This is a genomic window from Streptomyces sp. NPDC058459 (assembly GCF_042721685.1).
Taxonomy (GTDB): domain Bacteria; phylum Actinomycetota; class Actinomycetes; order Streptomycetales; family Streptomycetaceae; genus Streptomyces.
This window is the reverse complement of record NZ_JBHXLV010000044.1, coordinates 1-26,872: the sequence shown is the minus strand read 5'-3', so window position 1 is coordinate 26,872 and position 26,872 is coordinate 1. Positions and strand designations below refer to the sequence as shown.

Sequence of the window (26,872 nt, the reverse complement as noted above, 5' to 3'; positions counted from 1 at the left end):
GACGGGAACGGCCTCGCCCCATGGGGGCGGGGCCGTTCGCGCTCTCCGGGGCCGGCGCGGCGTCGGTCGTCGCCACCGCTGGGTCCAGTGGGCGGGCTCGCGTAAGAGGGTGTGTGCACGCAAGAGGGTGTGTGTCACACCGTCGGCCGGTTCCGCCGGGGCGGGCCGGAACCTATCGTCGTGGCCATGTTCGCCGCCTACGCCGCCCGGATCGACCGCGACCAGCCGCTCTCCGGCCTTGAGTTGGGGGAGCGCCCGGCCCCCGAGGGCCGGCCCGGCTGGAGCACCGTCACCGTCCGCGCCGCCTCCCTCAACCACCATGACCTCTGGTCCCTGCGGGGTGTCGGGCTCCCCGAGGACCGGCTGCCGATGATCCTCGGCTGCGACGCCGCCGGGATCGACGAGGACGGCAACGAGGTCGTCCTGCACTCCGTCATCGGCCAGAGCGGCCACGGTGTCGGCCCCCGTGAACCCCGCTCCATCCTCACCGAGCGCTACCCGGGCACCTTCGCCGAGCAGGTCGCCGTGCCCACCTGGAACCTGCTGCCCAAGCCGAAGGAGCTGTCCTTCGCCGAGGCCGCTTGTCTGCCCACCGCCTGGCTGACCGCGTACCGGATGCTGTTCACCAACGCCGGGGTGCGGCCCGGCGACTCGGTCCTGGTGCAGGGCGCGGGCGGCGGTGTCGCCACGGCCGCCATCGTGCTCGGCCGGGCGGCCGGGCTGCGGGTCTTCGCCACCAGCCGGGACGAGGCCAAGCGGAAGCGGGCGCTGGAGCTGGGCGCCGTCGAGGCCGTGGAGCCGGGGGCGCGGCTGCCGCAGCGGGTGGACGCGGTCATCGAGACCGTGGGCGCCGCGACCTGGTCGCACTCCATCAAGTCGCTGCGGCCCGGCGGCACCGTCGTGATCTCCGGTGCCACCAGCGGTGACCGGCCCTCCCATGCCGAACTGACCCGTATCTTCTTCCTCGAACTCAAGGTCGTCGGCTCCACCATGGGCACCAAGGACGAGCTGGAGGATCTGCTCGCCTTCTGCGCCGCGACCGGTGTGCGCCCTGTGATCGACGAGGTACTGCCGCTGGACCGCGCCCGTGAGGGCTTCGAACGGCTGGAGTCCGGCGAGCAGTTCGGGAAGATCGTGCTCAGCACCTCCTGAACCCCCTATCGCCGAGGTGCTCGCCGACCACGGACACCCACGAGTCGCTGCGACGGGTCCTGTACGGCGAGGGGGCCGTACAGGCGGGCTGACGCGGAGCCCTCTTCGACGCGGCTCGAACCTGTCTCATATCTGGCTCAGGCCTGGCTCAGCCCTGGTTCAGCCCTGGCTCAGGCCTTGGGGCCGTTGAGTATCGCGCCGATGTGGGCCGCCGCCGCCGACAGCCGGTGGCGGACGTCGCGCAGCTGGCCCTCGGTGATGCCCTGGTCGCGGGCAGCGTCCCGGACGTCGTCCCGGAAACGGTCCAGCAGGCGGTCCAGATCGCGGGCCGGGTCGCCGGTGGGGGGCTCATGGGTCCAGGCGGGCACGTACTCCATCGGGAAGTCCGGGGGGGTGTTGGAGTACTCTGGGACTGGCTCGGCCTTGACGCGGCCCGCGCCTTCGGGGCCGGCCCCGCCCGGGTCGGGCCGCCTGCCGTGCTCCTTGCCGAAGTCGCCGAATTCCCTGGCGAGTTCGGCAAGGCCCTCGCGGACGCCCGTGGGCCAGTCGCCGCGCGTGAAGTGGTCCTGCACCCGCTCCTGGACCCGGCCGGCGAGACGGCGCATCTCTTCCTGGGCTCGGGCGTTCGCCTGCGACTGGGCCTCCTGGGCCTGGCGCCGGGCCTGCTGGGCGTCCTCGCGGGCGCGGCGGCTCTCGTCCTTGGCTCGCCGGGCCTGCTCCTTCCACTCCTGCTTGACGCGGCGCATCTCCTCCTTGGCGGTGCGCCATGCCTCGGCGTCTCCCTGGGCGGCCGGCTCACCGAAGGGACCCGGACGGGCGCCGCCCGCCCCGGCGCCGCGGGTGCGGGAGGCCGCGGCGCGCACCTCGCGCCGCAGGTCGCCCGCGGCACCCCGCACATCGGCCCTGATCTCGGCGGCGAGCTCGGCGACCGACTCCCGGATCTCCAGCTCCAGGTCGGCCAGTTCACCGCTGCGGTCGGCCAGCTCGGCGCGGCCCGCCTCGGTGATGGAGTACACCTTGCGGCCGCCCTCGGTGGTGTGGGTGACCAGGCCCTCGGTCTCCAGCTTGGCCAGGCGCGGGTAGACGGTGCCCGCCGAGGGGGCGTACAGGCCCTGGAAGCGTTCTTCGAGGAGCCTGATCACCTCGTAGCCGTGGCGCGGGGCCTCGTCGAGCAGTTTGAGGAGGTACAGGCGGAGGCGGCCGTGGGCGAAGACGGGGGGCATGTCAGAGCACCTTCTTGTCGGTCGTGCCGTCCGCGGGGGAGGCGGAGGCGGGGCCGGTCTCCCCGGCGAGGTCGTCCTCCTCGGCCGGGCGGCGCAGCAGGGCGATCGAGCCGGAGACCGTGGTGGCCCGGAGCTTGCCGCTGCCGGAGCCGAGGCGGCCGGTGATCTTGTGGGCGCCCCATTGGCCCTGCACGCGCAGGCCGTCGAAGGCGTTGGAGATCGAGCCGCTGGCGGTGTTCGCCTCCACATCGGTGTCCGCCGGGTGCGGGAGCCTTATCGCGATCTCACCGGAGACGCTGGTCAGGCGCACATCGGTGGGGCCTTCCGGGTCCAGGTCGATGATCATCGAGCCGCTGACCGAGTCGGCGCGGACGGAGGGGCCCGCCCCCTCGACCACCGTCAGATCGCCGGACACCGACTTGAACCGCAGATCGCCGCTGACGGCCTGGGCCTCCACATTGCCGGAGACGGTGTCCGCGCGGACCGGCCCGGAGACGCCCACGAGGGTGGTGTCTCCCGTGACGCCCTTGACCACGGACGGACCGCGCACCCCGGAGACGACCGCTGCGGCGCCCACCACGCCCACCTCCACATGGGTGGCCGCCGGGACCGCGATGGAGACGACGGCGCTGCGCCGCCAGCCCTCGCGGTCCAGCCACTTCAGGAAGCCCTTCCACGGCAGGTCCTCGTACGCCACCGTCAGGGTGCCGTTCCTGTGCGTGACGATCAGGGGTGGGCCCTCGATGTCCGAGACCTCCAGGCGGGCGGTGCTCTCCTCGGTGCCCACCACGTTCACCGTGCCGTTGACGACGCGGACGTTCAGCTCGGTCACGGGGGCGTCGAAGCTCAGCTTCTGGGGGTCGGTGACGGTCCACTCGGACACGGGTCCTCCTCGGGCGTGACGCGGACAAGAGGGAGGAGCGTGGCGATGCGCGGTGGGCGAGCATGCCGACCCGTCACGCCATATCGCGTCTCCTGGTAATCACGATATATCGCGGCGGTCGGAAGTCAAGACACCCGTTCGGGGGACAAGGGGGGCCGGCGGTGCGCGGGCCCGGGGGGCGGTATGCGGGTATGACGGCGGTGTGCGGGCATGACTCTGCGGGCCCCGCTCGGGTGAGCCGGGCCCTCGGGTCGCGTGCGGAAGCGGGTTACTCGTCGTCCCCGTCGTCCTCGTCGTCCAGGCGGGCCAGCCAGGTGGCCAGGCGTTCCACCGGGACCTCGAAGTCGGGGTTCAGGTCGACGAACGTACGCAGCTGCTCGGCGAGCCACTCGAAGGTGACCTCTTCCTCGCCGCGCCGCTTCTCCAGTTCTTCTATGCCTCGGTCGGTGAAGTACATGGATGACGCTCCGTCGGTCGGTGCAGGGGTAGGTCCGGTCCTGGGCGGGAAGAACCCTCATTCGCGGATGTGACCGCGAGGGGCGAGGGCGCCGCCTGTTCCGGCTGGGGAGCCGGGAGAGGACAGGAAAATCATAGGCAGCCGCCGGACGAGCTGGGCAGCCGGTGCCCCGCGAGAGGTGACGGGCGCCGGGTGCGGCAGGGGTCGGGGGACGAGCGGGGGAGAGGGCGGGGAGTCCGATGCACGGGGAATCGACGCGGGTGGCGCGGATCGAGCTGCCGGACGGGACGCCGGTGTGGGCCAGGATCTCGGGGGCGGAGGAGCTGTCGTACACCGACACCGGCTTCCACGACCGGGTGGAGGCGAGCGTGGAGAGCCTGCACTCGCTGATCACCGGGGTGGCCCGGTCGCTGTCCGGCCCGCTGAGCGCGGTGCGGCCGGACGAGGTCAGCGTGGAGTTCGGCATCGAGCTGACCGCGAAGGCCGGCAAGGTGGTCGGTCTGCTCGCGGACGGCGAGGCCAAGGCGGCCCTCACGGTCACCCTGACCTGGACCGGCGGCCCGCCCGACCCGAGCGGCGCGGCGAGGGGGGCCGCGAGCGCGGGCCTCGCACCGGACGCGGGCCCCGCGCCGGACATGGGCCCCGCGCCGAGGACCAACCCCGCACCGGGGGCCGCCCCCGCCCCGACCGTGCCTCCGGCGGCGGCGCCCACACCGGACGCGGGCCCCGCACCCGGGACCGACCCGGCACCCGGGACCGCCCCCGCACCCGGGACCGCCCCCGCCCCGCCCGCGGACCCCGCCCCGGGGCCCGCCCCCGCACCCGGGACCGCCCCCGCCCCGCCCGCGCCCCCGCTCGCGGCGCCCTCCCCCCTGCCCGCTCCCCGCCCCGCCCCAACCCCCCGACCTGAAGCGTCGCGCGGCGTGTGGGGGCATCCGGGATGAGCGCGGGGTACGGCGGGGGCGCACCGGAGGGGGACGGTGCTGCGGGTTTTGCGCTGCGTGACCTCGTTCTGGCGGCGACCGTACGCATTCATCACGCGGGGGCCGGGTATGCCCACGACGAGCCCGGCGGCTTCCTCGGCAGTGGCTTCTTCGTCGCGCCGAACTGGGTTCTGACCTGCGCACACGTGGTCCATGCCGGGGAGGGGGGCGAGGTCACCGTGGTGTACCGCACCAGTCCGTACGACGAGCCGCGTGCCGTGCCCGGACGCGTGGCGGCGACGCTCCCGGAGCTGACCGGGCCGCCCGTGCCGGGCGGCTGGCCCGCGCCCGACCTCGCCCTGGTCCGGCTGCGTGAGCCCGTCGGCCACACCTGCGTGTACGTGTCCGAGCGCCCCAACCCCCACTTCGGCGGGGACAGGGTGTTCTACGCGGGGTGGACCGCGCCCCGGGGCAGGCTGCAGATCCTGGACGGCGGCCTCACCGTGCAGGGCACCATCAGCGCCTGGTCGCCCGAGGAGCAGGTCAGGCTCGGGCAGAACGACCTGCCGTCCGGCGTCTCCGGCGGCCCGGTGGTCGACCCCGTACGCGGTGAGGTCGTCGGGGTGCTCAAGTCCCGCGCGGACCACGGCGGCGGCGGTACCTCCATCGGCGTCGAGCGCCTGCGCACGCTGCCGCTCCCCGCCGCCGGTGACGACGTCTACCAGTCCGTCTTCCACGCCCACGACCGCTACCACCGCGACCGCCAGCGGACCGCCGACACACCCGACCCCACCTGGGCCGACATCCAGGGCGAGCTGGGTGCCCGCCCCGGCCGCACCCTCAGCCCGCAGCAGCGGGGCGAGCTGCTGGGACTGCTCGCCGACCTGCCCCCGCCCGCCAGCACCCGTGGCCTGCTCGACATACTCCGCGCGCTGCCCGGCTTCCGCGTGCCGTCCCTCGTGCCCGCCCCGCGCGGCTGGCGGGACGGGCTGGGACTGCTCTACGAGCACGCCCGTCAGGACGGCGCCCTGAAGCTGGTGCTCGACTACGCCATGGGCGTGCTCTCCGCCGGGCGCCCGCCCGTGCCCAGCGCGCTCGCCGCCGAACGCGCCCTGTGGGAGTGGGTGCGGCACACGGCGGCCGGGCTGGACAGCGGTTACCGGCACACCCTCACCCAGCGGCGCGCCGAGCTGCTCGGCCGTGACCGACTGGCCACCCGGCGGGCCGCGTTCGAGGCGGGCGGCGAAGTCTTTGAGCCCACCCTCCCCGAACCGCCCGGACTGCCCGCCCCGCTCGCCCCCGCCGTGCTGCTGGTGGTGCTGCGCCGGGGCTGGGAGCCGGACCACTGCGACTGGTCGGTCTCCGTGGGCGGCGGCCCCGGCCAGGAGCCGACCCGGCTCTACGAAGGCGAACGCGCCCCGCTGGACGGCCTCGCCGGCCAGGTGGCCGCACCCCTGGCCGAGGCGTTCCGGCACTCCGACGAACCCGGCCGGCCCGCCACCCTGTACGCGGCCCTGCCCCAGCTGCACCTGGGCCTGCCCGTGGACGAGTGGCGGCTGGGACCCGAGGGCGTCCCCCTCGGCGCCGAACGGCCGGTCCTGGTCCGCTGCTCGGACCGCGACCAGCTTCCCGAGGAGGAGCGGCACACCCGCGCCGCCCCCTGGGAGACGTACGACGACGAGGACCCGGACGCCGAGCGCCGGGACCGCTGGCGCCGGCTGCACCGGCGTCAGGCGCAGGCCGAGGTGCTGGACTGCGACGACGGTGTGCGCAGACCCGTGCCGGACACGGCGGCGCTGCGCGCCCTCGCACCGCACACCGTGCCGGTGCTGTGCCGCCCCGGTGACCCGCGCTCCGCGGACGATCCCGCCGCGCTCGGCCGGGTGCTGCGGGCCGGGTTCGGGGTGGTGCTGTGGCGACGGCGGCCGGACGCGGTGTGCGGGGAGTTCCACCGGGGCGTGAAGACGGCCGTGGACGACGGCGACGGCGCCCTGCACCTGCCCGACCTGGTGCACGCGCTGCGCGGGCGGGTCGGCGCCGAGGACCCCGAGTCGTACTGGGCCCACGGCACGGCGCTGCTGTACGACGATCCGTACCGCCCCCTGCCCGGCACCGGAGACCTGCTGGAGGCCCCGTGATCCGGGGACCCGGTTCCTCCCTGATCCCCCTACCGGCCGTCCGGCGGCTCGCTACCGTGAACGTCCTGCGGCTGCCCCCGGCGACGAGCGACGACGAGGACCGGACATGACCGAATCCAGTGAGTGGCTCATCTACCGAGGTGCCGGGGAACCCCACGACGGGATGAGCCGGCTGCCCCCGCCCCCGCCCTGGCGGGACTTCTCCGGGCGCGGCGCCGACACCTCCGGCGACGCGGCCGAGGACGGCGACGGCTCCCGCGACCGGAGGCTCGGCGCCCACCGGCACCTGGCCGAGCTGCACCGGCCCGGCGCCGAGGAGCTGGAGATGATCAACGCGGCGCTCTATCTGCGCCGCCCGCTCCTCGTCACCGGCAGCCCCGGCGCGGGCAAGAGCACGCTCGCGCACTCGGTGGCGTACGAGCTGGGGCTCGGCGAGGTGCTGCGCTGGCCCATCGTCAGCCGCTCGACCCTGCGGGACGGGCTCTACCACTACGACGCCATCGCCCGGCTCCAGGACGTGCAGATCGCGGCGCAGGGCGGGTACGGCAGCGCGGCCGGGAGCCCCGGTTCGGTCGAGGCCATCGGCGGGTACATCCGGCTAGGCCCGCTCGGCACCGCCCTGCTGCCCTCGGACACCCCGCGGGTGCTGCTCATCGACGAACTCGACAAGAGCGACATCGACCTGCCCAACGACCTGCTGAACGTGCTGGAGGAGGGTGAGTTCGAGATCCCCGAGCTGCGCCGCCTCACCGACCGGCTGCCCGACGGCGAGGCCGAGGTGCTCACCGCCGACGGCGCCAAGGTGCGGGTGCGCGACGGCCGGGTGGGCTGCACCTCCTTCCCCTTCGTGGTCCTCACCAGCAACGGCGAACGGGACTTCCCGGCCCCGCTGATGCGCCGCTGCGTCCACCTGGAGCTGGGCCGCCCCGACCACAACCGGCTCGCCACCTTCGTCCGTGCCCACCTCGGGGACGAGGCCGCGCGGGCCGGTGACGATCTGATCGCCCGCTTCCTGGACCGCTCACGCAGTGAACTCCTCGCCACCGACCAGCTGTTGAACGCGATCCACCTCACCGACGCGGCCGCCGCGCCGAGCCGGGAGCGCCTCGCCGACCTGCTCATCCAGCGACTCGACCGCCCGAGGTGAGGAGCCGATGCCCGACGCACCGGCACGACACGGCCCCGACGCCCCCGACCCGCTCGCCGAACTCGTGCTCCACCTGCGGGGAGCCGGCCTCGAACCGGACGTGGAGGGGCTGAGCGACGCCCTGTGGCTGGCCCGCTGGACGGGCGAACCGCACCCGGCCGGTCCGGCGGCGCGGCCGGGCGACATCCCCGCGCCCGCACCTCCGCCCGTACCCTCGCCCGCCTCCCCGCCCGCGCCCCGGCCCCCCGCCCCGCCACGGGAAGCCGGGCTGCCCGCCACCGGCCCCGACCGGAGCGTCCCCCTCTACCCGGCGCCCCGCGACGACCACCCCCGAGCCCGGACCACCGCGCGGCTCACCGCACTCCCGGTCGGCGTACCCGGCGCGCCCGCGCTGCCCTCCCCGCTGGAACTCCAGCGCGCCCTGCGGCCGTTGCAGGCGTACCGCAGCGCCGCGCCCCCGCTGCGCCGCGAGCTGGACGAGACGGCCACCGCCGAACTCAGCGCACAGGCAGGAGGGTCGATCATCCCCGTGTACCGCGAGGTGCGACGCGGGGACACCCGGCTCCAGCTGGTGCTTGACGCGGCGCCCTCGATGCGGGTGTGGGACCGGCTCTTCGCCGAACTACAGCAGGTGTTCGCCCAGTTGGGTGCCTTCGGGGACATCCGGATCGCCCATCTGCACGCCGGGCCCGACGGCGAGGCCACGGTCAGCGCGAGCGCCGACCCGCGCGGGGCGCCCCGGCACACCGTCGACCGGCTCAGCGACCCCACCGGGCGCCGGATCACCCTGCTGGTCAGCGACTGCGCGGGCCCGCTGTGGCGCTCGGGCCGCGCGCACCGGCTGCTGCACCGGCTGGCCCGGCTCGCCCCCGTCGCCGTGCTCCAGCCGCTCCCGCAGCGCCTGTGGAGCCGCACCCGGCTGCCGGTCACCTACGGCGAGCTGACCCGGGGCGACACCCCCGGCGGCACCGCGCTGCGCGTACGGACGCCGGACGGCGCGCCCCTCGTCCCGCCGCCGGGTGTGCTGCCCGTGCCGGTGCTGCCGCCCGAACCGGTGGCGCTCGGGGCGTGGGCGCGGCTGCTCGCGGGGGCCGGTGCCGGGCCGGTGCCCGGCGCGGTGGGCTGGGTGCGCGCCGACCAGCGGCCGGCACCACCGGCGCGCGGCGGACGCCGGCCGACCCCGGTGGAGCGGGTCAGCCGGTTCCGCTCCACCGCGTCACCGGCCGCCGGCCGCCTCGCCGTCTATCTGGCCGCCGCCCCGCTCTGCCTGCCGGTGATGCGGCTGGTGCAGCGCACCATGCTGCCCGGCTCCGGCCCCGCCGAACTCGCCGAGGTGCTGCTCGGCGGCCTCGTCCGGCGCGCCGGTGAGGACCACGGTCCGGACGCGGGCCAGTGGTACGAGATGGAGCCGGAGGTGCGGGAGGCGCTGCTGTCCACCCTGGGCCGGGACGAGGCCCTGCTCGTCCTCAAGCACTGCTCCGAGTACATCGAGCAGCGCTTCGGCAAGGGCGGCGCCAACTTCCCGGCCCTCGCCCTCGCCCAGCTCGGCGGCACTCCCCAGGCGGGGCGCGGGGAGGACCACGCCGAAGACGCTGAGGACGCTGAGGTCACCGCATCCGGCCCCCGCCTGTACGGCGCGTATCCCGACCCCGGCGACCACGGCGACGCCACCCTGGTGCCCCAGCCCTTCGCCGAGGTCGCCGCGCGGGTGCTGGAGCGGTTCATGCCGCTGCCGGAGCAGTTCCGGCTCTACGGCACCCGGCCCGGCCCCGCCGCCGGACCCCGGCCCGCGCACCCGGCGGTGGTCCGCGCCCGCACCCTGCTCGCCAGGTTCGACTCCGACGGCATGGTGCAGGACGTGATCGACGCCGTACAACTCCTGCGCGGGGCGACGGAGAACGAGGGGCCCGCCGGGGACGACCCCGGGCTGTGGGCCGAGTACGCGCACGCCACGCTGCGGCTGTGGGAGGTGCAGGGGGGCTCCGCGCTGCTGGCCGAGGCGCAGGCCGCCGCCGAGCGTGCCGTGGCCCACCCGCACGCCCAGCGGGAGCGGGCCGCGCTGGCCCGGGTGCTGCGCGCGGCCGCCACCGACCGCCGACGGCGGGGGGACCGGCCCGCCGCGCTGGACCTGCTGCGCCGCGCCGACCGGGAGTACGCCGTGGCCTGCGCCGCCCCCGACCTGGAGCCGGCGCAGGCGATGCGGCTGACGCTGGAGCGGGTCGGCGCGCTGGAGGCGCAGTGGCAGCTCGGCGGGGACAGCGCCCTGCTCCAGGGGGCGGTCGGCATGCTGGAGGCGTTCGCCGACATCTGGCCCGACCGCGGAGACCGCCCGCCCGAGCTGCCCCTCGCCCACGGCAGGCTGCTGCTGCGCCTCGCCGACGCCACCGACGACCCGGTGCAGGCACGCGGTCACGCCGCCCAGGCGGCCGGTTCGCTGCGTGCCGCGCTGGCGGCCGACGGGGACGGGGAGCGCGATCTCAGCCTCGTACGGCTGGACCTGGTCGACGCCCTGCTCCGCTCCGGCGGTGACCTCACCGAGGCCCGGGAACGGGTCGACGCCGCGCTCGCCACCACCACCGGACGTGGCCTGCGCGCCCAACTCCACGTCAGGGCGGGCCGGATCGGGGCCGCCCGGTACACCGAGACGGGTGACCCGCGCGAACTCCGGGACGCGGCTGAGGCGTTCGCCCGCGCCGCAGCCGACACGTCGAGGGAGGCCGCCGGTTACGCCGGTGTGCTCGCCGAGTGGGGGGAGGTGCTGCTGCGCCGGGCGGACGCCGAGACCGGGCAGCGGGCCTGGGAGGCGCTGGTCCAGGCGATACCGGTGCTGCGGGACTGCCGCCGCGAGACCCACACCGGCAGCCCGCACACCGCGCACCGCCTGCTGATGCTGGGCAGCGCCCTGATCCGGCGGTACCGGCTGCGCGGCGACCGGGTGGACCTGCGCGAGGCGGAGCACCTCTTCGGGCTCGCGGCCGCCGAGGCGGACGACCCGCTGCTGGCCGCGCGCTGCTCGCTGGAGCTGGGACAGGCGCAGTACGAGGCGTACCGGAGCCTGGCCCGGCCGACCCGGCTGGACGAGGCGGTGGACGCCTTCCGGGCGGCGGCCGAGTCGGCGCGGGAGGCCGAGGCGGTGGCCGAGTCGGACCGCGACCGCCGGATCGCCGTGGAACTGGGCGCGCAGGCACATCACTGGCGGGGTATGTCCTATGAGGCGGCGTCCCGGCCGCGCGCGGCCCGCGAGGCGTACCGCGCGGCCCGCGCCGGGTGGGCGCGCCTGCCCGAGGACAGCCTCGGCACCGGCCCGCCGACCGCCGAGGACACCGCCGACCGGCTGGCCGGCCTCGGCTGACCGGCACCGCACGGACGAGCACGGGCGAGCACGGGATCAGGGACCGCCGAGGACCACCACGGGAGGCAGCGATGACCAGCGCGGGCGACGAGACGGCACTGCCGGAGCATGGCGAGCCGCTGCCGGACCTGCTCACACTGGACCTGGAGGAACTGCGCACCCTCGACCACCCCGTGCTGCGCCAGGTCCTGGACACCCTCACCGAACGCGCCAAGAAACCCGCCGAGATGCTCTGGGGCTTCAACAACTGCCTCTAGCCCTGTAGTACTAGGCCGCTCGCTCTTGGTCACAGGACGGCGGAAACCGGCAAGTTCCGCCGCCGCGCGTTTGGCCACGGGCCACGGCCGGGAACGCACCCGCACACATGGGCGAACGAGCCGCGCCCGCATCACGGGTACGGGGGTGCAGGATGTCCGGGTCGACCACCGCCCCGACACGGGCGGAACCGCGCCCCTTCCGTCAGTTCATCGTCAAGGCGCACGGCCGCTGCAACCTCGCCTGCCGCTACTGCTACCTCTACGAGGGCCCCGACCGCACCTGGCGCACCCGCCCCGCCGCCGCCCCCGCCGAAGTGCTGGACCGCACCGCCGACCGCATCGCCCGGCACGCCCGCGACCACGCCCTGCCCGCGCTCTCGCTCGTCCTGCACGGCGGCGAACCCCTGCTGGCCGGGGCCGGCACCCTGGCCGCGTTCACCGACACCGTTCGCGCCCGCGTACCGGGCGGCTGCGCCGTCCACGCCACCGTGCAGACCAACGCCACCCTGCTCACCCACGACCGGATCGCCCTCCTCGCCCGGCACGGCGTCCGGATCGGCATCAGCCTCGACGGCGGCACCGCGGCCCTCAACCACCGGCGCGTCGACCACGCCGGCCGCCCCTCCTGGCCCGCCGCGGCGCGCGGCGCCCGCCTGGTCGCCGACCGCTTCCCCGAGGCGTACGCGGGCGTCCTCACCGTCGTCGACCCCACCACCGACCCCGTCGGGACCTACGAGTCCCTGCTCACGCTCCGCCCGCCCGCGCTCGACCTGCTGCTGCCGCACGGCAACTGGTCGGCTCCGCCCCCGCACCCGGGCGAGTACGGCGAGTGGCTGTGCCGGGTCTTCGACCGCTGGTGGTCGGCCGGGCGGCGCGAGACACGGGTACGGCTCTTCGAGGAGTGCCTGGCCCTGCTGCTCGGCCTGCCCGCCGCCACCGAGTCCCTCGGCCTCACCCCGTTCGACGCCGTCGTCATCGAGACAGACGGCTCCATCGAACAGGTCGACTCGCTGAAATCGGCGTACGAGGGTGCGGCCGAGACGGGGCTCGACGTCTTCCGGCACGACTTCGACCAGGCCCTCGCGCACCCCGGCGTCGCCGCCCGGCAGACGGGCCTCGCCGGACTCGCCGGGCACTGCCGGAGCTGCCCGCTGGTCGCGGTGTGCGGGGGCGGCCACTACGCCCACCGGTACCGCGCCGGACACGGCTTCCGCAACCCGTCGGTGTACTGCGCCGACCTCCAGCGCTTCATCCGGCATGTGGCCGCCCGGCTCGCCGAGGAAGGAGGCACCCCGTGACGGCTCCCACGGGCCTTGACCGCGCCCTCGCCGAACTCAGCCGCACCGAGGGCGGCCCCGAGACCCTCGCCCTCCTCGTGCGCGACCAGGACACCCGGCGCATGCTGCTGCTGCGCGCCGTCCTCGACGCCGCCGACGCGGCCGGCCCCGCCCACTGCCCGCCCGCCGCCCGGCGCCGGCTGCACGAGGACTGGGCCCTGCTGGCGGCGGCCGACCGCGCCGCCGAAGGACCCCGCTCGCCCGCCAGGACCCGGCTGACCTACCCGCTCACCGGCCCCTGGGCCCGCCGCTGCCTGACCGCGCTGACCACCCCCGACGGCACCCGCGAACTCCCCATGGAACTCGCCTACTTCAGCGCCCTCGCCGCAGCCGCCGCGGCCCGCGCGGGCCTGGCCTTCACCACCGGGCTCACCGCACGCGACGGCATCCTGTGCCTCCCCTCCCTCGGCGTGCTGCGCACCGGGCGCACCGGCCCGGCCGAGATCGAGGTACGGCACAGGAACGGCCGCCTGACCCTGCGCCGGCGCGGGGCCTCCGACATCCACGTCCGGCTGGAGCAGGGCACCGGCGCCTGGTCCGGCGCCCCCGCCTGGACCCCCGCCCACGCCCTGCCCGGCCTGCTGCCCGGCGCCGCGCCCGTACCGCTGGACGATCTCGACCCCTACCGCACCCCGCCCCCGGACCCCGGCCGCTTCGCGTTCAGCGGGCCCGGCGGAGCCGACCACGCCGAGCGCAAGCGCTGGCTGCACGCCTGGTCCGGCACCGCCGAGGCGCTGCGCACCGGCGGTGAACAGCGGCTGACCGAGACCATCACCCTGCTGCGCTGCCTCGTCCCGCTCGCGGCGCCGCCCGGTTCCGACGGCCGGGGCAGCTCCAGCGGCACCCGGCGCGAGGCGTTCGGCGCGCTGCTCAGCACCACTCCCGCCACCCCGGCCGCGCTCGCCGCGACCCTCGTCCACGAGACGCAGCACACCAAGCTCGCCGCGCTCAGCGAGCTGGTGGAACTGCACCGGGCCGGACCCGAGGCCCGCTACTTCGCCCCCTGGCGCCCCGACCCCCGCCCCTACGACGGGCTGCTGCACGGCACCTACGCGCATCTCGCGCTGGCCGGCCACTTCCAGCGCACCGCCCTCGCCGAGCCCGCCCGCCGCGAGGCCGCCTGGGCCGAACACGCCCGCTATCACGCCCAGGTCGCCGCCGCCCTGCCCGCGCTGGTCGCCTCGCCCGACCTCACCCCGGCCGGACGCCGGTTCGTCGACGGCATGGCCGCCGCCCACGAACGGCTCTCCGCCCGCCCCGCACCCCGGGGACACACGGCGCGCGCGCAGGCGTACGTCAAGGCGGTGCGCACCCTGTGGGCGCAGCGACAGCCCCCCACGCCGCCGATCCCGAACCTGTGAAATGCCGACATCACATGCCCCGCTGCGCGAAGATCGGCCCACCGAGACGTTCGTCCCGGCCGGCCGCCGTACTCCCCAGGGCCGTGCCGAGGTTCTACGATTTCCTGTCTACGTGCTGGAGGCCGCCGCATGTCTGAATCCCGTACGCCGGCACCGAACGGGAACGGGGCCGCGAGGCAGACCGTCACGATCAGCTTCGCCGGCTTCAACCGGGCCTGGGCGGCCTGGATCGGGGACCGGCTGGAGCGGCGCGGCCTCCGCGTGGTCTACCTGCGCTGGGACGCCCCGCCGGACCAGCCCCTCACCGATCTGCTGCGCGACCTCACCCTCGCCGAGGGCCGCACCCTGATCGTGGTCAGCGAGTGGTACTTCCAGCTCGGCCCGCGCGGCCACGACGAGTGGAACGCGGCCCTGCGCGAAGTGGCCGGCGCCGACCCGGGCCGGTTCGCCGCCGTCTCCGTCACCAACGCCTCCCTGCCCTCCGCCGTCGCCGTGCTCGCCCCCGTCGACCTCACCAACATGGGCGCGGACGAGGCCGAACGGCGCCTCCTGGACCGCCTCGACCTGCCCCACGACGCCCGCCCGGACGGTGAAGCGGGCCGCCCCGCACCCCGCTTCCCGGCCGCCATGCCCGACGTGTGGGGCGGGGTGCCGCGCCGCAACACCCGCTTCACCGGCCGCGAGCCGCTGCTCAACGACGCCTACCACCTGCTCCAGGGCAGCGAGCCGGGAGCGGGCGTCCTCACGCTGCACGGCATGTCCGGCGTCGGCAAGACCCAGCTGGCCGCCGAGTACGTCTACCGCTTCGGCTCCGAGTACGACGTGGTGTGGTGGGTCAACGCCGAGAAACGCGTCAGCTACCGCCGTCTCCTCGCCGAACTCGCCCCCAAACTCGGCCTGTCCACCGGCGCCGAGTACGGCGAGCGGCTGCGCGCGGTCCGGGACGCGCTGCGCCGGGGCACCCCGTACTCCCGCTGGCTGCTCGTCCTCGACGGCGCCGACGAGCCCGACCAGATCTGGGACCTCGTCCCCACCGGCCCCGGCCACGTCCTCATCACCTCCCGCAACCCCGAGTGGGGCGAGCACAACAGCAAGCTGCTCGAAGTCCCCGTCTACGGCCGCGACGAGTCGGTCGCCTTCATCCGCCGCCGCGCGCCCCGGCTCACCGAGGCCGACGCCGACCAGCTCGCCCAGGCGCTGGAGGACCTGCCGCTGCTGCTCGACCAGACCGCGGGCTGGCTCAACGACTCCGACCTGTCGGTGGCCGAGTACATCGCCCTGCTGGACGGCGGCATCGACCAGGACGTGGTCAAGGTGTCCGCGGACTTCCCGCTCGCCTTCCAGACCGCCTGGTCGATACTGCTGAACAAGCTCCGCGAGACCGTCCCCGAGTCCGTCGACCTGCTCCGGCTGTGCACCTTCTTCGCCCCCGGCTTCATCCCGGTCCGGCTGCTGAAGGAGATGAACCACGACGACCTGCCCGAACAGCTCGCCGGGCTGCTGGACGACCCGCTGCTGTGGAACAAGGCCGTCAACCAGCTCCGCCAGTACTCCGTCGTCCGGCTGGAGTCGCACGAGGCCATGCTGGACGAGGCCGTCGCCCCCGGGGAGTCGGTCTACCTGCACCGGATGGTCCACCAGATCGTCCACAAGGACATGCCCGACGCCGACCGGAAAGAGTTCATCGAGGTGGTCCGCCGCGCCCTGGCCGAGGCCGATCCCGGCCGCCCCACCGACACCCGCAACTGGGACGCGTACGCAGAGATCGTCCCGCACCTCAAATACGCCGACGTACTGCGCAGCCAGGACCGCAGGGTGCAGGGGCTGGTGCTCAACTGCCTGCGGTACATGCTGTTCGCGGGGGAGTACACCGCCGGCGTCAACCTCGGCGGGCGCGCCCTGCGCTCCTGGCGCGCACTGCTCGGCGAGTCCCACCCCCGGGTGTGGGAGGTCACCTACCACTACGCCAACCTGCTCCGCTCGGCCGGCCGCTTCCAGGAGACCGAGGCCATCGACCGGGCCGCCCGGGAGCAACTGCGCGCCGAACGCGGCGAACACGACCTCGACCATCTGAGGATGGCCGGCGGACTCGCCGCCGACCTGCGCGAACTCGGGCAGTACGACGACGCCCTCGAACTCGACCAGTGGCTGTACCCCACCTACCGCGAGCTGTTCGGCGAGCACGACTCCCGCACCCTCAACGCGCAGAACAACCTCGGCTTCACCCTGCGCCTCCTCGGCCGCTACGACCAGGCCCGCGGCTTCGACACCCGCACCCTGGAAGCCCGCCGCCAGCTGCTCAAGGGCCGCCACCCCTGGACCCTGTTCTCCGAGGTCTCCTACGCGATCGACCTGCGGCTGCTGGGCCGCTACGCCGAGGCCGAGTCCATCCAGGCCAAGAACGTCCGCGAGTACGGCATCGTCATGGGCCCCGACAACCAGAACACCCTGCGCGCCGAGCACAACCTCGCCCTGTGCAAGCTGCGCGGCGGCGACCGGACGGCGGCCGGCGAGCTGCTCACCCGCGTCCTGGAAGGACTGGAACGCAAGGTCGGCGACACCCACACGCACACCCTGGCCGCGGCCGTCAGCCAGAGCTGCTTCGCCCGCGAGCACGGCGACATCGACCAGGCCCGCGAGGCGAGCGAATCCGTCCTCGCCCGCTACGAACTGCTGCTGCCCGAGGGCCACCCCTTCATCATCGGCGCCCGCGCCAACCACGCGCTGGTGCTGCGCAGCGTCGGCGAACGGGACCACGCCCACGTGCTGATCGAGCAGAGCCTCGCCGGCATGTCCGCCGCGCTGGGCGAGACCCACCCGTACGCGCTCGGCAGCGCCGTCAACGCCGCCGCGCTGCGCAACCTCGTCGGGGACACCGAGTCCGCCGCCGACCTCAGCCGGCTCACCATCCTGCGCGCCACCGACACCCTCGGCCGCACCCACCCCCTCACCCTGACCGCCCGTATCGCCTACGCGGCCGACCTGCGCGCCCTGCGCGACCGCCGGCAGGCGGAGAAGGTCGAACAGGAGGCCCTGGCCGACCTCGCCGCCACCCTCGGCCCCCACCACGTCCACACCGTCTCCGCCCGCTCCCGCAACCGCCCGTACTGGGACTTCGAGCCGCAGGCGAGCTGAGGACACGAAAAGGGCCCGCCCTCCGGATCAGATCCGGAGGGCGGGCCCTTCAGCATCGCTCAGTGAGCTGGGGTCACGCCTCGAAGACCTCGTTCACCAGCTGCTCCTGCTCCGCCTGGTGGCGCTTCGCGGAGCCCACCGCCGGTGACGAGCCGTGCGCGCGCGAGATACGGCGCAGCCGCTCGCCCGCCGGGACGTCGGCACCGACGGCCAGGTCCAGGTGGTCGATCAGGTTGAGCGCGATGAACGGCCACGCACCCTGGTTCGCCGGCTCCTCCTGCGCCCAGAGGTACTTCTCAGCGTTCGGGTACTTGTTGACCTCGGCCTGGACCTCGGCGCCGGGCAGCGGGTACAGCCGCTCGATGCGGATGATCGCCGTGTCCGTGGCGCCGCGCTTCCGCCGGCCGGCCTCCAGGTCGTAGTAGACCTTGCCGGAGCAGAAGACGACCTTGCGGACGGCGGCCGGGTCGACCGTGTCGTCGCCGATGACCGGACGGAACTCGCCGGAGGTGAAGTCCTCCGCCGACGAGGCCGCGGCCTTCAGACGCAGCATCGACTTCGGGGTGAAGACGATGAGCGGCTTGTGCTCCGGGTTGTGGACCTGCCACCGCAGCAGGTGGAAGTAGTTCGCCGGCGAGGTCGGCATGGCGACCGTCATGTTGTTCTGCGCGCAGAGCTGCAGGAACCGCTCCGGGCGGGCCGAGGAGTGGTCCGGGCCCTGGCCCTCGTAACCGTGCGGCAGGAGCAGGACCACGCCCGAGGTCTGGTTCCACTTCTGCTCGGCCGAGGAGATGAACTCGTCCACGACCGTCTGCGCGCCGTTGACGAAGTCGCCGAACTGCGCCTCCCACATCACCAGGGCGTCCGGGCGGGCCAGCGAGTAGCCGTACTCGAAGCCCATCGCCGCGTACTCGGAGAGCAGGGAGTTGTAGACGTTCAGCCGTGCCTGGTCGTCGGAGAGGTACTGCAGCGGGGTGTACTCCTCGCCGGTCTCCCGGTCGATGAGCACCGCGTGCCGCTGGCCGAAGGTGCCGCGCTGGGAGTCCTGGCCCGCGAGACGGACCGGGGTGCCCTCCAGCAGCAGCGAACCGATGGCCAGGGTCTCGCCCATGCCCCAGTCGATCGTGCCGTCCTCCACCATCGCCGCCCGGCGCTGGAGCTGGGGCTGCAGGCGCGGGTGGACGGTGATGTTGTCCGGGACGTTGACCTGGGACTCGGCGATCCGCTTGACGACCTCCGCGGAGATCGCGGTCGGGACCACCGCCGGGAAGCCGTCCCTGGGCGCCTCGGACACGCCCTGCGCCGGCTGCGAGGTGACCTCGCGGACCTCGGTGAAGACCTTCTCCAGCTGGCCCTGGTAGTCCTGGAGCGCCTGCTCGGCCTCCTCCAGAGTGATGTCGCCGCGACCGATCAGGGACTCGGTGTACAGCTTGCGCACCGAGCGCTTCTTGTCGATCAGGTCGTACATCAGCGGCTGGGTGAAGGCCGGGTTGTCCGACTCGTTGTGACCGCGGCGGCGGTAGCAGATCAGGTCGATCACCACGTCCTTGTTGAACGCCTGACGGAACTCGAAGGCGAGCCGCGCGACGCGGACCACCGCCTCCGGGTCGTCGCCGTTCACGTGGAAGATCGGGGCCTCGATCATGCGGGCCACGTCGGTGGCGTACATCGAGGAGCGCGAGGACTCCGGGGCGGCGGTGAAGCCGACCTGGTTGTTGATGACGATGTGGACCGTGCCGCCGGTGCGGTAGCCGCGCAGCTGCGACATGTTCAGGGTCTCGGCCACCACGCCCTGGCCCGCGAAGGCCGCGTCGCCGTGGATCGCCACCGGCAGCACGGTGAAGTCCGTGCCGCCCTTGTTGATGATGTCCTGCTTGGCGCGGGCGACGCCCTCCAGGACCGGGTCGACCGCCTCCAGGTGCGAGGGGTTCGCGACCAGGGAGACCGCGATCTGCTCGCCGTCCAGGCCGGTGAAGGTGCCCTCGGCGCCCAGGTGGTACTTCACGTCACCGGAGCCGTGCATCGACTTCGGGTCGAGGTTGCCCTCGAACTCCCGGAAGATCTGCGCGTACGACTTGCCGACGATGTTGGCGAGGATGTTCAGCCGGCCGCGGTGGGCCATGCCGATGATGACCTCGTCCAGCCGGGACTCCGCCGCCGAGTCGATGACCGCGTCCAGCAGCGGGATGACGGACTCGCCGCCCTCCAGCGAGAACCGCTTCTGGCCGACGTACTTCGTCTGCAGGAAGGTCTCGAACGCCTCGGCCGCGTTCAGCCGGCGCAGGATGCGCAGCTGCTCCTCGCGCTCGGGCTTGGTGTGCGGGCGCTCGACGCGGTCCTGGATCCACCTGCGCTGCTTGGGGTCCTGGATGTGCATGAACTCGATGCCGATGGTCCGGCAGTACGAGTCGCGCAGCACGCCCAGGATGTCGCGCAGCTTCATCAGGGACTTGCCGGCGAAGCCGCCGACGGCGAACTCGCGCTCCAGGTCCCACAGGGTGAGCCCGTGCTCGGTGATGTCGAGGTCGGGGTGCTTGCGCTGCTGGTACTCCAGCGGGTCGGTGTCGGCCATGACGTGGCCGCGGACCCGGTAGGAGTGGATCAGCTCGAAGACGCGGGCGGCCTTCGTGACGTCGTCGTCGTGGGAGGCGTCGATGTCCTTGAGCCAGCGGACCGGCTCGTAGGGGATGCGCAGCGCCTCGAAGATGTCGTCGTAGAAGCCGTTCTCGCCCAGGAGCAGGTTGGCGACCTGGCGCAGGAACTCGCCGGAGGCGGCGCCCTGGATGACGCGGTGGTCGTAGGTCGACGTGAGCGTCATGACCTTGGAGACACCGAGCTTGTTCAGCGTGTCCTGGCTGGTGCCCTGGAACTCCGCCGGGTAGTCCATGGCGCCGACGCCCATGATCACCGACTGGCCGGGCATCAGGCGCGGCACGGAGTGCACGGTGCCGAGGCCACCGGGGTTGGTCAGGGAGACCGTGACACCGGTGAAGTCGTCCATCGTGAGCTTGCCCTCGCGGGCGCGGCGGACGATGTCCTCGTAGGCCTGCCAGAACTCGAAGAAGTTCAGCGTCTCGGCCTTCTTGATGGCCGCGACGACCAGCTGGCGGTCGCCGTTGGGCTTCACCAGGTCGATGGCCAGACCGAGGTTGACGTGCGGCGGCTTGACCAGGGTCGGCTTGCCGTCCTTCTCGCCGAACGAGTGGTTCATCGGCGGCATGGCCTTGATGGCCTGGACCATGGCGAACCCGATGAGGTGGGTGAAGGAGATCTTCCCGCCCCGGGCGCGCTTCAGGTGGTTGTTGATGACGATGCGGTTGTCGAACAGCAGCTTCACCGGGACCGCGCGGACCGAGGTGGCGGTCGGCAGCTCCAGCGAGGCGTTCATGTTCTTCACCACGGCCGCGGACGGACCGCGCAGCGTCACGTACTCGGGACCCTCGGGACCCTCGGGGGCCTCGGTGACGGGCGCGGCGGCGGCCTTCGGCTTCGCGGCGGGCGCCGCGGCCGGCTTCGCCGGGGCCTGGGCGGCCGGAGCCGGCTTCGCCGCGGGTGGCTGGGCCGGAGCCTGGGCCGGCGTGGCCGGGGCCTGCGCGGGCTTGGCGGCCGGAGCCGACTGGGCCGGAGCCGACTGGGCCGGTGCCGGGGCCGGAGCCTGGGCGGGCGCGGCCGGAGCCTGGGCGGCCTGGGCCGGAGGAGCGGTGGGGGCGGTGCCCGCGGCCCCCGCGGCCGCGGTACCCGCCGGAGCCGAGGCGGCGGGCGCCCCCGGCTTGTAGTCGGCGAAGAAGTCCCACCAGGCACGGTCTACCGAATTCGGGTCCTGGAGGTACTGCTGATAGATCTCATCGACGAGCCACTCGTTCGGGCCGAAGGCCGCGGCGGGATTCTTCCCGGCTTGGTCGTCGGTCCTGGGGGCACCACCCGGCCGGAGGCTGGGGGAGTTCGAGTTACTGGGGGACTGTGGCGACACGGCGGCAACCGCCCTCTTCCGCTTCACAAGGTGATGGACAGCGGGAATAAAGGCTACGCCTCCCCGGGCGGGTAGGTCAGGTCGGGCCCGTTCATCGTCGTGCAAGTCACATCGGGAACCGTGTTTCGGGCCGTGAAATGGCGGGAAACAAGCGGGGTTCCGGACAAGGGAGGGAAGTTCCGGGCACGGCGTACCGGGGCCCTAAGCGTCCTCGCTCGGCGCACCGCGCTGGCCCGTGCCTGATCACAGGTGTCCGATCGGGCGGACATTTGTGATCTTGATCATCCGACTGAACCCCATGGGGACCGGCAGCGTCAACTCGACGCCGGAACGGCTCCCGGAAGGGTGACGATGATCCGGCAGCCCCGCTCGGATTCGGCCACACCGATCCGGCCGCCGTGCAGATCCACCGCCCAGCGGGCGATGGCCAGCCCCAGACCGGTGCCGCCGTCGCTGCCCGGACCGTGCGGCCGGGTCACCGAGCCCCGGTTGAACCGCTCGAACACGCGGTGCCACTCCGACCGGGGGATGCCCGGACCCTCGTCCAGCACCTCCAGCTCCAGCGACTCCGGACGCGGTCCGCGCCGGGCCCGCACCGTCACCCGGCCGTGCGGCGGGCTGTGCTTGACCGCGTTGTCTATGAGGTTCGCCACGACCTGGTGGATGCGCTCGGGATCGGCGTGCGCGGTCAGCTCCGGCGGGGACACGTCGAGGTGCAGATGCACGTCGGTACGGGTGTGGCTGCCGGAGCCGGAGGCGAGCCCGGCGCGCGCCGAGGCGACCATGTTGGCCTCCTTCAGCACCCCGGACAGATACGGCCACACCTCGAAGCGGCGGGCCTTCAGCGGGACCACGCCGTTGTCGAGGCGGGAGAGATCGAGCAGGGTCTCCACCAGCCGGCCGAGCCGGTCGGTCTGGCGCAGCGCGGTGCGCATGGTCTCCGGGTCGGCCTCGGTGACGCCGTCGACGATGTTCTCCAGCACCGCGCGCAGCCCCGCGATGGGGGTGCGCAGCTCGTGCGAGACGTTCGCCACCAGCTCCTTGCGCTGGAGGTCCTGGGCCTCCAGCTCGTCCGCCATGACGTTGATCGTGACGGCGAGGTCGCCGAGTTCGTCGCGGCGGCCCTCGCTCACCCGGCGCGTGTAGTCGCCGTGCGAGATGGAGCGGGCCACCGCGTTCATCTCGTCCAGCGGCGCGGTGAGCGAGTGGGCCACGAACTGGGTGATCAGCAGCGTGGCGATCATCGAGAAGACCGTGATGAAGCGCAGTTCGGTCTTGGTGTGCACCGCGATCATGGAGAGACCGGTGGTGATCAGCACCGAGATGACGACCAGCGCGCCCAGCTTGGTCTTGATCGAGAACGGGCGAACGCCGCCCCAGGGGTCGTCCCCGGCGCGCCGGCGCCCCGTCTCCCGTCCGGGACTCACGGCGCCGGCGTCTCCAGCGCGTAGCCGACCCCGTGCACCGTGCGGATGCGCTCGGCGCCGATCTTCCGGCGCAGCGCCTTGATGTGGCTGTCCACGGTCCGGGTGCCGGAGGCGTCCGCCCAGTCCCACACCTCGGCGAGCAGCTGCTCGCGGGAGAGCACCGCGCGCGGGGTGTTGGCCAGGCACACCAGCAGGTCGAACTCGGTGGGCGTCAGATGTACGTCGTCGGACTTCACCCGCACCCGGCGCTGGGCGTGGTCGATCTCCAGTTCCCCGAGGCGGAGTATGCCGGAGCGGGGCGTGGTGGCGGCGAGCGCGGCGCGCTCCATGCGGCGCAGCAGCACATGCACGCGCGCGGCCAGCTCCCGCATGGAGAACGGTTTGGTCATGTAGTCGTCGGCGCCGACGCCGAGGCCCACCAGCATGTCGGTCTCGTCGTCGCGCGCGGTGAGCATCATCACCGGCACCGGGCGGGACGCCTGCACCCGGCGGCAGACCTCCAGGCCGTCGAAGCCGGGCAGCATGATGTCGAGGATCAGCAGGTCGGGCTGCCATGCCTCCGCCGTGTCGACCGCCGAGGGACCGTCACCGGCGGTCTGCACGAGGAACCCCTCGGCGCGCAGCCGGGCCGCCACGGCGTCGACGATCGTGGGGTCGTCCTCGACGACCAGTACCCGGCGCTGCGCACCCTGAGACGTCGTGGCCGCGCCGGTCTGGGAGGTGTGTGTCTGCTCCATCGCCCGCCCCTGTTGCTCTCCGGAATCCGTGGGGTGATCCCATGACTGCGATCGACGCTCGAATGATCCGCGTCACGCCGCACATTACGGGGACATGCCGGGCCCTCGCTATCCAGGTCGGACGGCGAGGTGGACCACGTCCGGAACGCCACGGGCAACGGGGACCTCTTCGGTACGCACCTGTCGGAACCCGGCATTCCGCAGAGTTCCCTCAAATTCCGGAGAGGGCTGCGCGGACCAGGTGGCCAGTACCCCGCCGGGCCTCAACACCCGCGCGCAGTCGGCGAGTCCAGCTGGCGTGTACAGACTTCCGTTGCCCTCCGTGACGGTCCAGCCGGGGCCGTTGTCGATGTCGAGGCACACCGCGTCGAACGTGTCGGACGTCTTCTTGACGTAGGCGACGAGATCGGCCTCCACGACGCGCGTGCGCGGGTCGGCCAGTGCCCCGGCGGAGATCCCGGCCAGCGGGCCGGCGAGGTGCCAGTCGATCACGGCGGGCTCGCGCTCGACCACGGTGACGCGTCCCCAGCGCGGGTCGGCGGCCGCGTGCGCCAGGGAGAAGCCCACGCCGAGCCCGCCGATCAGCACCTCCGGAGCCGGGCGGCCGTCCAGCGCGTCCCGCGCCGCGTCCACCAGCAGCCGCTCCGAGCGGCCGTCCGAAGTGTCCATCAGGAAGCAACCGTTCGCGATGATCTGGAGTAACTCCCCGCTCCGGCGCAGCACCACCTCCCCGTACGGCCCCTCGCGCCGGTCCAGGATCACGGGCTCCACCGGGTCGCCGTGCGTGGCAGTCATGCCGACATCTTGCCCCGCCCGCCGGGCGAGTCCTCGTTCGCCCAGAGCGAACGGTGTTCGAGGAACATTCAACGGCTGCCGAGCATTGAGTCAGTGTTACTCAAGTTGACTGCTGAAGGGGAGATCATGGCTGCTGAGTCGGGTGAGCCCATGGAGGTCACGCTCGTTCTGCCCGTGCTGCCGCTCGACGACGAGGTCGTGCTGCCCGGCATGGTCGTTCCGCTGGATCTGAGCGACGCCGAGGTCCGGGCCGCCGTGGAGGCCGCCCAGGCCGCCGCGCGCGCGGAGTCCGGCAAGCCCAGGGTGCTGCTGGTCCCGCGCATCGACGGCACCTACGCGAGGACCGGCGTGCTCGGCACCGTCGAGCAGGTCGGCAGACTCGCCGACGGCGACCCGGGCGCCCTGGTCAAGGGCCGCCACCGGGTCCGTATCGGCGCGGGCACCACCGGCCCCGGCGCCGCCCTGTGGGTCGAGGGCACCCGGGTCGCGGAGACCCTGCCCGACCCCCTGCCCGGCCAGGTGACCGACCTGGTCAAGGCGTACAAGGCGCTGGCCACCACCTGGCTGCGCAAGCGCGGCGCCTGGCAGGTCGTGGACCGGGTCCAGGCCATCGACGATGTCTCCGCGCTCGCCGACAACTCCGGTTACTCGCCGTTCCTCACCACCGGCCAGAAGACCGAGCTGCTGGAGACCGCCGACCCGGTGGCCCGGCTGAAGCTCGCCGCGCAGCAGCTCCGCGACCATCTCGCCGAGCAGGACGTGGCGGAGACCATCGCCAAGGACGTCCAGGAGGGCGTCGACAAGCAGCAGCGCGAGTTCCTGCTGCGCCGCCAGCTGGAAGCGGTCCGCAAGGAACTGCGCGAGCTGAACGGCGACGGCCCGGACACGGCCGAGGAGTCCGACGACTACCGCGCCCGCGTGGAGGCCGCCGACCTGCCCGGCCATGTCCGCGAGGCCGCGCTCAAGGAAGTGGAGAAGCTGGAGCGCTCCTCCGACCAGTCGCCCGAGGGCTCCTGGATCAGGACCTGGCTGGACACCGTCCTGGAGATGCCGTGGAACGATCGGACCGAGGACGCGTACGACATCCAGGGCGCCAGGGAGATCCTGGACGCCGAGCACGCGGGCCTCGACGACGTCAAGGCGCGCATCACCGAGTACCTCGCGGTGCGCAAGCGGCGCGGTGAGCGCGGCCTCGGCGTGATCGGCGGGCGGCGCGGCGGCGCGGTGCTCGCGCTGGTCGGACCGCCCGGCGTCGGCAAGACCAGCCTGGGTGAGTCCGTCGCCCACGCGATGGGGCGGAAGTTCGTCCGGGTCGCCCTCGGCGGTGTCCGCGACGAGGCGGAGATCCGGGGCCACCGGCGCACCTACGTCGGCGCGCTGCCCGGCCGCATCGTCCGCGCGGTCAAGGAGGCCGGGTCGATGAACCCGGTCGTCCTGCTCGACGAGATCGACAAGGTCGGCTCGGACTTCCGGGGCGACCCGGCCGCCGCCCTGCTCGAAGTGCTGGACCCGGCGCAGAACCACACCTTCCGGGACCACTACCTGGAGGTCGAACTCGACCTGTCCGACGTGGTCTTCCTCGCCACGGCCAATGTGCTGGAGGCGATCCCGGAGGCGCTGGCCGACCGGATGGAGATCGTCCGGCTCGACGGCTACACCGAGGACGAGAAGGTCGTCATCGCCCGCGACCACCTGCTCCCGCGCCAGCTGGAGCGGGCCGGTCTCACCGGTGACGAGGTCACGCTGGCGGAGGGCGCGCTGCGCAGGCTCGCCGGGGAGTACACCCGCGAGGCGGGCGTGCGCACCCTGGAGCGGACCGTGGCGCGACTGCTGCGCAAGGTCGCGGCCCAGCACGAACTGGGTGAGCGGGAGCTGCCGTTCACCGTCCGCGAGGAGGATCTGCGCGGTCTGGTCGGGCGCCCGCACCACGTGCCCGAGTCCGCCCAGGACCCGGCCGAGCGCCGCACCGCCGTACCCGGTGTGGCGACCGGGCTCGCGGTCACCGGGGCCGGCGGCGACGTGCTGTACGTCGAGGCGTCGCTCGCCGACCCGGAGACGGGCGCGGCGGGGCTGACCCTGACCGGGCAGCTCGGTGACGTGATGAAGGAGTCGGCGCAGATCGCGCTGAGCTTCCTGCGCAGCCACGGCGCCGAGCTGGAGCTGCCGGTGGCCGACCTGAAGGACCGGGGTGCGCACATCCACTTCCCGGCGGGCGCGGTCCCCAAGGACGGGCCGAGCGCGGGCGTCACCATGACCACCGCGCTGGCCTCCCTGCTCTCCGGCCGGCTGGTCCGCACGGACGTGGCGATGACCGGTGAGGTCTCGCTGACCGGGCGGGTGCTGCCGATCGGCGGGGTGAAGCAGAAGCTGCTCGCCGCCCACCGCGCCGGGGTGACCACCGTGATCATCCCCAAGCGCAACGAGGCCGACCTGGACGACGTCCCGGCCGAGGTGCTGGAGAAGCTCGACGTGCACGCGGTGACCGACGTCCGCCAGGTGCTGGAGCTGGCCCTCGCGCCGGCCGCCACCGTGGCGGAGGTCCCGGCCGCGGCCTGAGCGGGGCGAAGGGCCCGGGTCC

17 protein-coding genes are annotated in these 26,872 nt (G+C 73.7%); 10 read left to right on the top strand and 7 right to left on the bottom strand.

Annotated elements, in window-relative coordinates:
- Positions 1-186: 186 nt before the first annotated feature.
- Positions 187-1,152 carry a zinc-binding dehydrogenase gene (locus ACFWN1_RS11640; protein ID WP_384360087.1) on the top strand — a complete coding sequence of 322 codons (966 nt, stop codon included), beginning with the start codon at positions 187-189 and terminating at the stop codon, positions 1,150-1,152.
- Between the two features lie 170 nt (positions 1,153-1,322).
- Here ACFWN1_RS11640 and ACFWN1_RS11635 read toward each other — a convergent pair whose 3' ends face one another.
- The 3 genes from ACFWN1_RS11635 to ACFWN1_RS11625 form a co-directional block, all read right to left on the bottom strand.
- Positions 1,323-2,375: a helix-turn-helix transcriptional regulator gene (locus tag ACFWN1_RS11635; protein WP_384360085.1), complete on the bottom strand. Its 1,053-nt coding sequence runs from the start codon at positions 2,373-2,375 to the stop codon at positions 1,323-1,325.
- A gap of 1 nt (position 2,376) precedes the next feature.
- Positions 2,377-3,258, bottom strand: coding sequence for a DUF4097 domain-containing protein (locus ACFWN1_RS11630; RefSeq protein WP_384360083.1), 882 nt, complete (start codon positions 3,256-3,258; stop codon positions 2,377-2,379).
- 268 nt (positions 3,259-3,526) lie between these two features.
- Entirely contained in the window at positions 3,527-3,715 is a 189-nt protein-coding gene (locus ACFWN1_RS11625) for a DUF6104 family protein (protein WP_384360081.1), read from the bottom strand.
- 239 nt (positions 3,716-3,954) lie between these two features.
- Between ACFWN1_RS11625 and ACFWN1_RS11620 the strand changes: the two genes are divergently transcribed.
- The 8 genes from ACFWN1_RS11620 to fxsT all read left to right on the top strand — a co-directional run bounded on the left by ACFWN1_RS11620 (position 3,955) and on the right by fxsT (position 17,365).
- Positions 3,955-4,659 (top strand): CU044_2847 family protein, encoded by a 705-nt coding sequence (locus ACFWN1_RS11620; protein ID WP_384360079.1) that lies wholly within the window; start codon positions 3,955-3,957, stop codon positions 4,657-4,659.
- Positions 4,656-6,776 (top strand): trypsin-like peptidase domain-containing protein, encoded by a 2,121-nt coding sequence (locus tag ACFWN1_RS11615; protein ID WP_384360077.1) that lies wholly within the window; start codon positions 4,656-4,658, stop codon positions 6,774-6,776. The genes ACFWN1_RS11620 and ACFWN1_RS11615 overlap by 4 nt, the downstream gene beginning before the upstream one ends.
- Positions 6,777-6,882: 106 nt before the next feature.
- Positions 6,883-7,923 carry an AAA family ATPase gene (locus ACFWN1_RS11610; RefSeq protein ID WP_384360075.1) on the top strand — a complete coding sequence of 347 codons (1,041 nt, stop codon included), beginning with the start codon at positions 6,883-6,885 and terminating at the stop codon, positions 7,921-7,923.
- Between the two features lie 7 nt (positions 7,924-7,930).
- Positions 7,931-11,275, top strand: a complete 3,345-nt coding sequence (locus ACFWN1_RS11605) for an SAV_2336 N-terminal domain-related protein (RefSeq protein ID WP_384360073.1) — start codon at positions 7,931-7,933, stop codon at positions 11,273-11,275.
- Positions 11,276-11,346: 71 nt separating this feature from the next.
- The gene (fxsA, locus tag ACFWN1_RS11600) at positions 11,347-11,532 is read left to right on the top strand and encodes an FxSxx-COOH cyclophane-containing RiPP peptide (protein ID WP_384360071.1); all 186 of its coding nucleotides are present in this window, start codon (positions 11,347-11,349) and stop codon (positions 11,530-11,532) included.
- A gap of 152 nt (positions 11,533-11,684) precedes the next feature.
- Positions 11,685-12,830 carry an FxsB family cyclophane-forming radical SAM/SPASM peptide maturase gene (locus ACFWN1_RS11595; RefSeq protein WP_384360069.1) on the top strand — a complete coding sequence of 382 codons (1,146 nt, stop codon included), beginning with the start codon at positions 11,685-11,687 and terminating at the stop codon, positions 12,828-12,830.
- Positions 12,827-14,230, top strand: coding sequence for an aKG-HExxH-type peptide beta-hydroxylase (locus ACFWN1_RS11590; protein ID WP_384360067.1), 1,404 nt, complete (start codon positions 12,827-12,829; stop codon positions 14,228-14,230). Before ACFWN1_RS11595 ends, ACFWN1_RS11590 begins: the two co-directional genes overlap by 4 nt.
- A 129-nt stretch (positions 14,231-14,359) precedes the next feature.
- Positions 14,360-17,365 (top strand): FxSxx-COOH system tetratricopeptide repeat protein, encoded by a 3,006-nt coding sequence (gene fxsT / locus ACFWN1_RS11585; RefSeq protein ID WP_384360065.1) that lies wholly within the window; start codon positions 14,360-14,362, stop codon positions 17,363-17,365.
- Between the two features lie 73 nt (positions 17,366-17,438).
- Here fxsT and ACFWN1_RS11580 read toward each other — a convergent pair whose 3' ends face one another.
- From ACFWN1_RS11580 to ACFWN1_RS11565, 4 genes are all read right to left on the bottom strand, one after another.
- Positions 17,439-21,335, bottom strand: a complete 3,897-nt coding sequence (locus ACFWN1_RS11580; protein WP_384360063.1) for a multifunctional oxoglutarate decarboxylase/oxoglutarate dehydrogenase thiamine pyrophosphate-binding subunit/dihydrolipoyllysine-residue succinyltransferase subunit — start codon at positions 21,333-21,335, stop codon at positions 17,439-17,441.
- A 314-nt stretch (positions 21,336-21,649) separates the two neighbouring features.
- A complete protein-coding gene (locus ACFWN1_RS11575; RefSeq protein ID WP_384360061.1) occupies positions 21,650-22,762 on the bottom strand; it encodes an ATP-binding protein in 1,113 nt (370 codons plus the stop codon).
- Positions 22,759-23,499, bottom strand: a complete 741-nt coding sequence (locus tag ACFWN1_RS11570) for a response regulator transcription factor (RefSeq protein ID WP_384360059.1) — start codon at positions 23,497-23,499, stop codon at positions 22,759-22,761. The genes ACFWN1_RS11575 and ACFWN1_RS11570 overlap by 4 nt, the downstream gene beginning before the upstream one ends.
- A 108-nt stretch (positions 23,500-23,607) precedes the next feature.
- Entirely contained in the window at positions 23,608-24,294 is a 687-nt protein-coding gene (locus tag ACFWN1_RS11565) for a spermidine synthase (protein WP_384360057.1), read from the bottom strand.
- Positions 24,295-24,420: 126 nt separating this feature from the next.
- Between ACFWN1_RS11565 and lon the strand changes: the two genes are divergently transcribed.
- Entirely contained in the window at positions 24,421-26,850 is a 2,430-nt protein-coding gene (gene lon / locus ACFWN1_RS11560) for an endopeptidase La (protein ID WP_384360055.1), read from the top strand.
- Positions 26,851-26,872 lie beyond the last annotated feature (22 nt).

Excerpts from the sequence above, each read along its gene's own strand:
- ACFWN1_RS11640 (WP_384360087.1), top strand. The coding sequence starts at position 187 with ATGTTCGCCGCCTACGCCGCCCGGATCGACCGCGACCAGCCGCTCTCC.
- ACFWN1_RS11635 (WP_384360085.1), bottom strand. The coding sequence starts at position 2,375 with ATGCCCCCCGTCTTCGCCCACGGCCGCCTCCGCCTGTACCTCCTCAAA.
- ACFWN1_RS11625 (WP_384360081.1), bottom strand. The coding sequence starts at position 3,715 with ATGTACTTCACCGACCGAGGCATAGAAGAACTGGAGAAGCGGCGCGGC.
- ACFWN1_RS11620 (WP_384360079.1), top strand. The coding sequence starts at position 3,955 with ATGCACGGGGAATCGACGCGGGTGGCGCGGATCGAGCTGCCGGACGGG.
- ACFWN1_RS11615 (WP_384360077.1), top strand. The coding sequence starts at position 4,656 with ATGAGCGCGGGGTACGGCGGGGGCGCACCGGAGGGGGACGGTGCTGCG.
- ACFWN1_RS11610 (WP_384360075.1), top strand. The coding sequence starts at position 6,883 with ATGACCGAATCCAGTGAGTGGCTCATCTACCGAGGTGCCGGGGAACCC.
- ACFWN1_RS11605 (WP_384360073.1), top strand. The coding sequence starts at position 7,931 with ATGCCCGACGCACCGGCACGACACGGCCCCGACGCCCCCGACCCGCTC.
- fxsA (WP_384360071.1), top strand. The coding sequence starts at position 11,347 with ATGACCAGCGCGGGCGACGAGACGGCACTGCCGGAGCATGGCGAGCCG.
- ACFWN1_RS11595 (WP_384360069.1), top strand. The coding sequence starts at position 11,685 with ATGTCCGGGTCGACCACCGCCCCGACACGGGCGGAACCGCGCCCCTTC.
- fxsT (WP_384360065.1), top strand. The coding sequence starts at position 14,360 with ATGTCTGAATCCCGTACGCCGGCACCGAACGGGAACGGGGCCGCGAGG.
- ACFWN1_RS11570 (WP_384360059.1), bottom strand. The coding sequence starts at position 23,499 with ATGGAGCAGACACACACCTCCCAGACCGGCGCGGCCACGACGTCTCAG.
- ACFWN1_RS11565 (WP_384360057.1), bottom strand. The coding sequence starts at position 24,294 with ATGACTGCCACGCACGGCGACCCGGTGGAGCCCGTGATCCTGGACCGG.
- lon (WP_384360055.1), top strand. The coding sequence starts at position 24,421 with ATGGCTGCTGAGTCGGGTGAGCCCATGGAGGTCACGCTCGTTCTGCCC.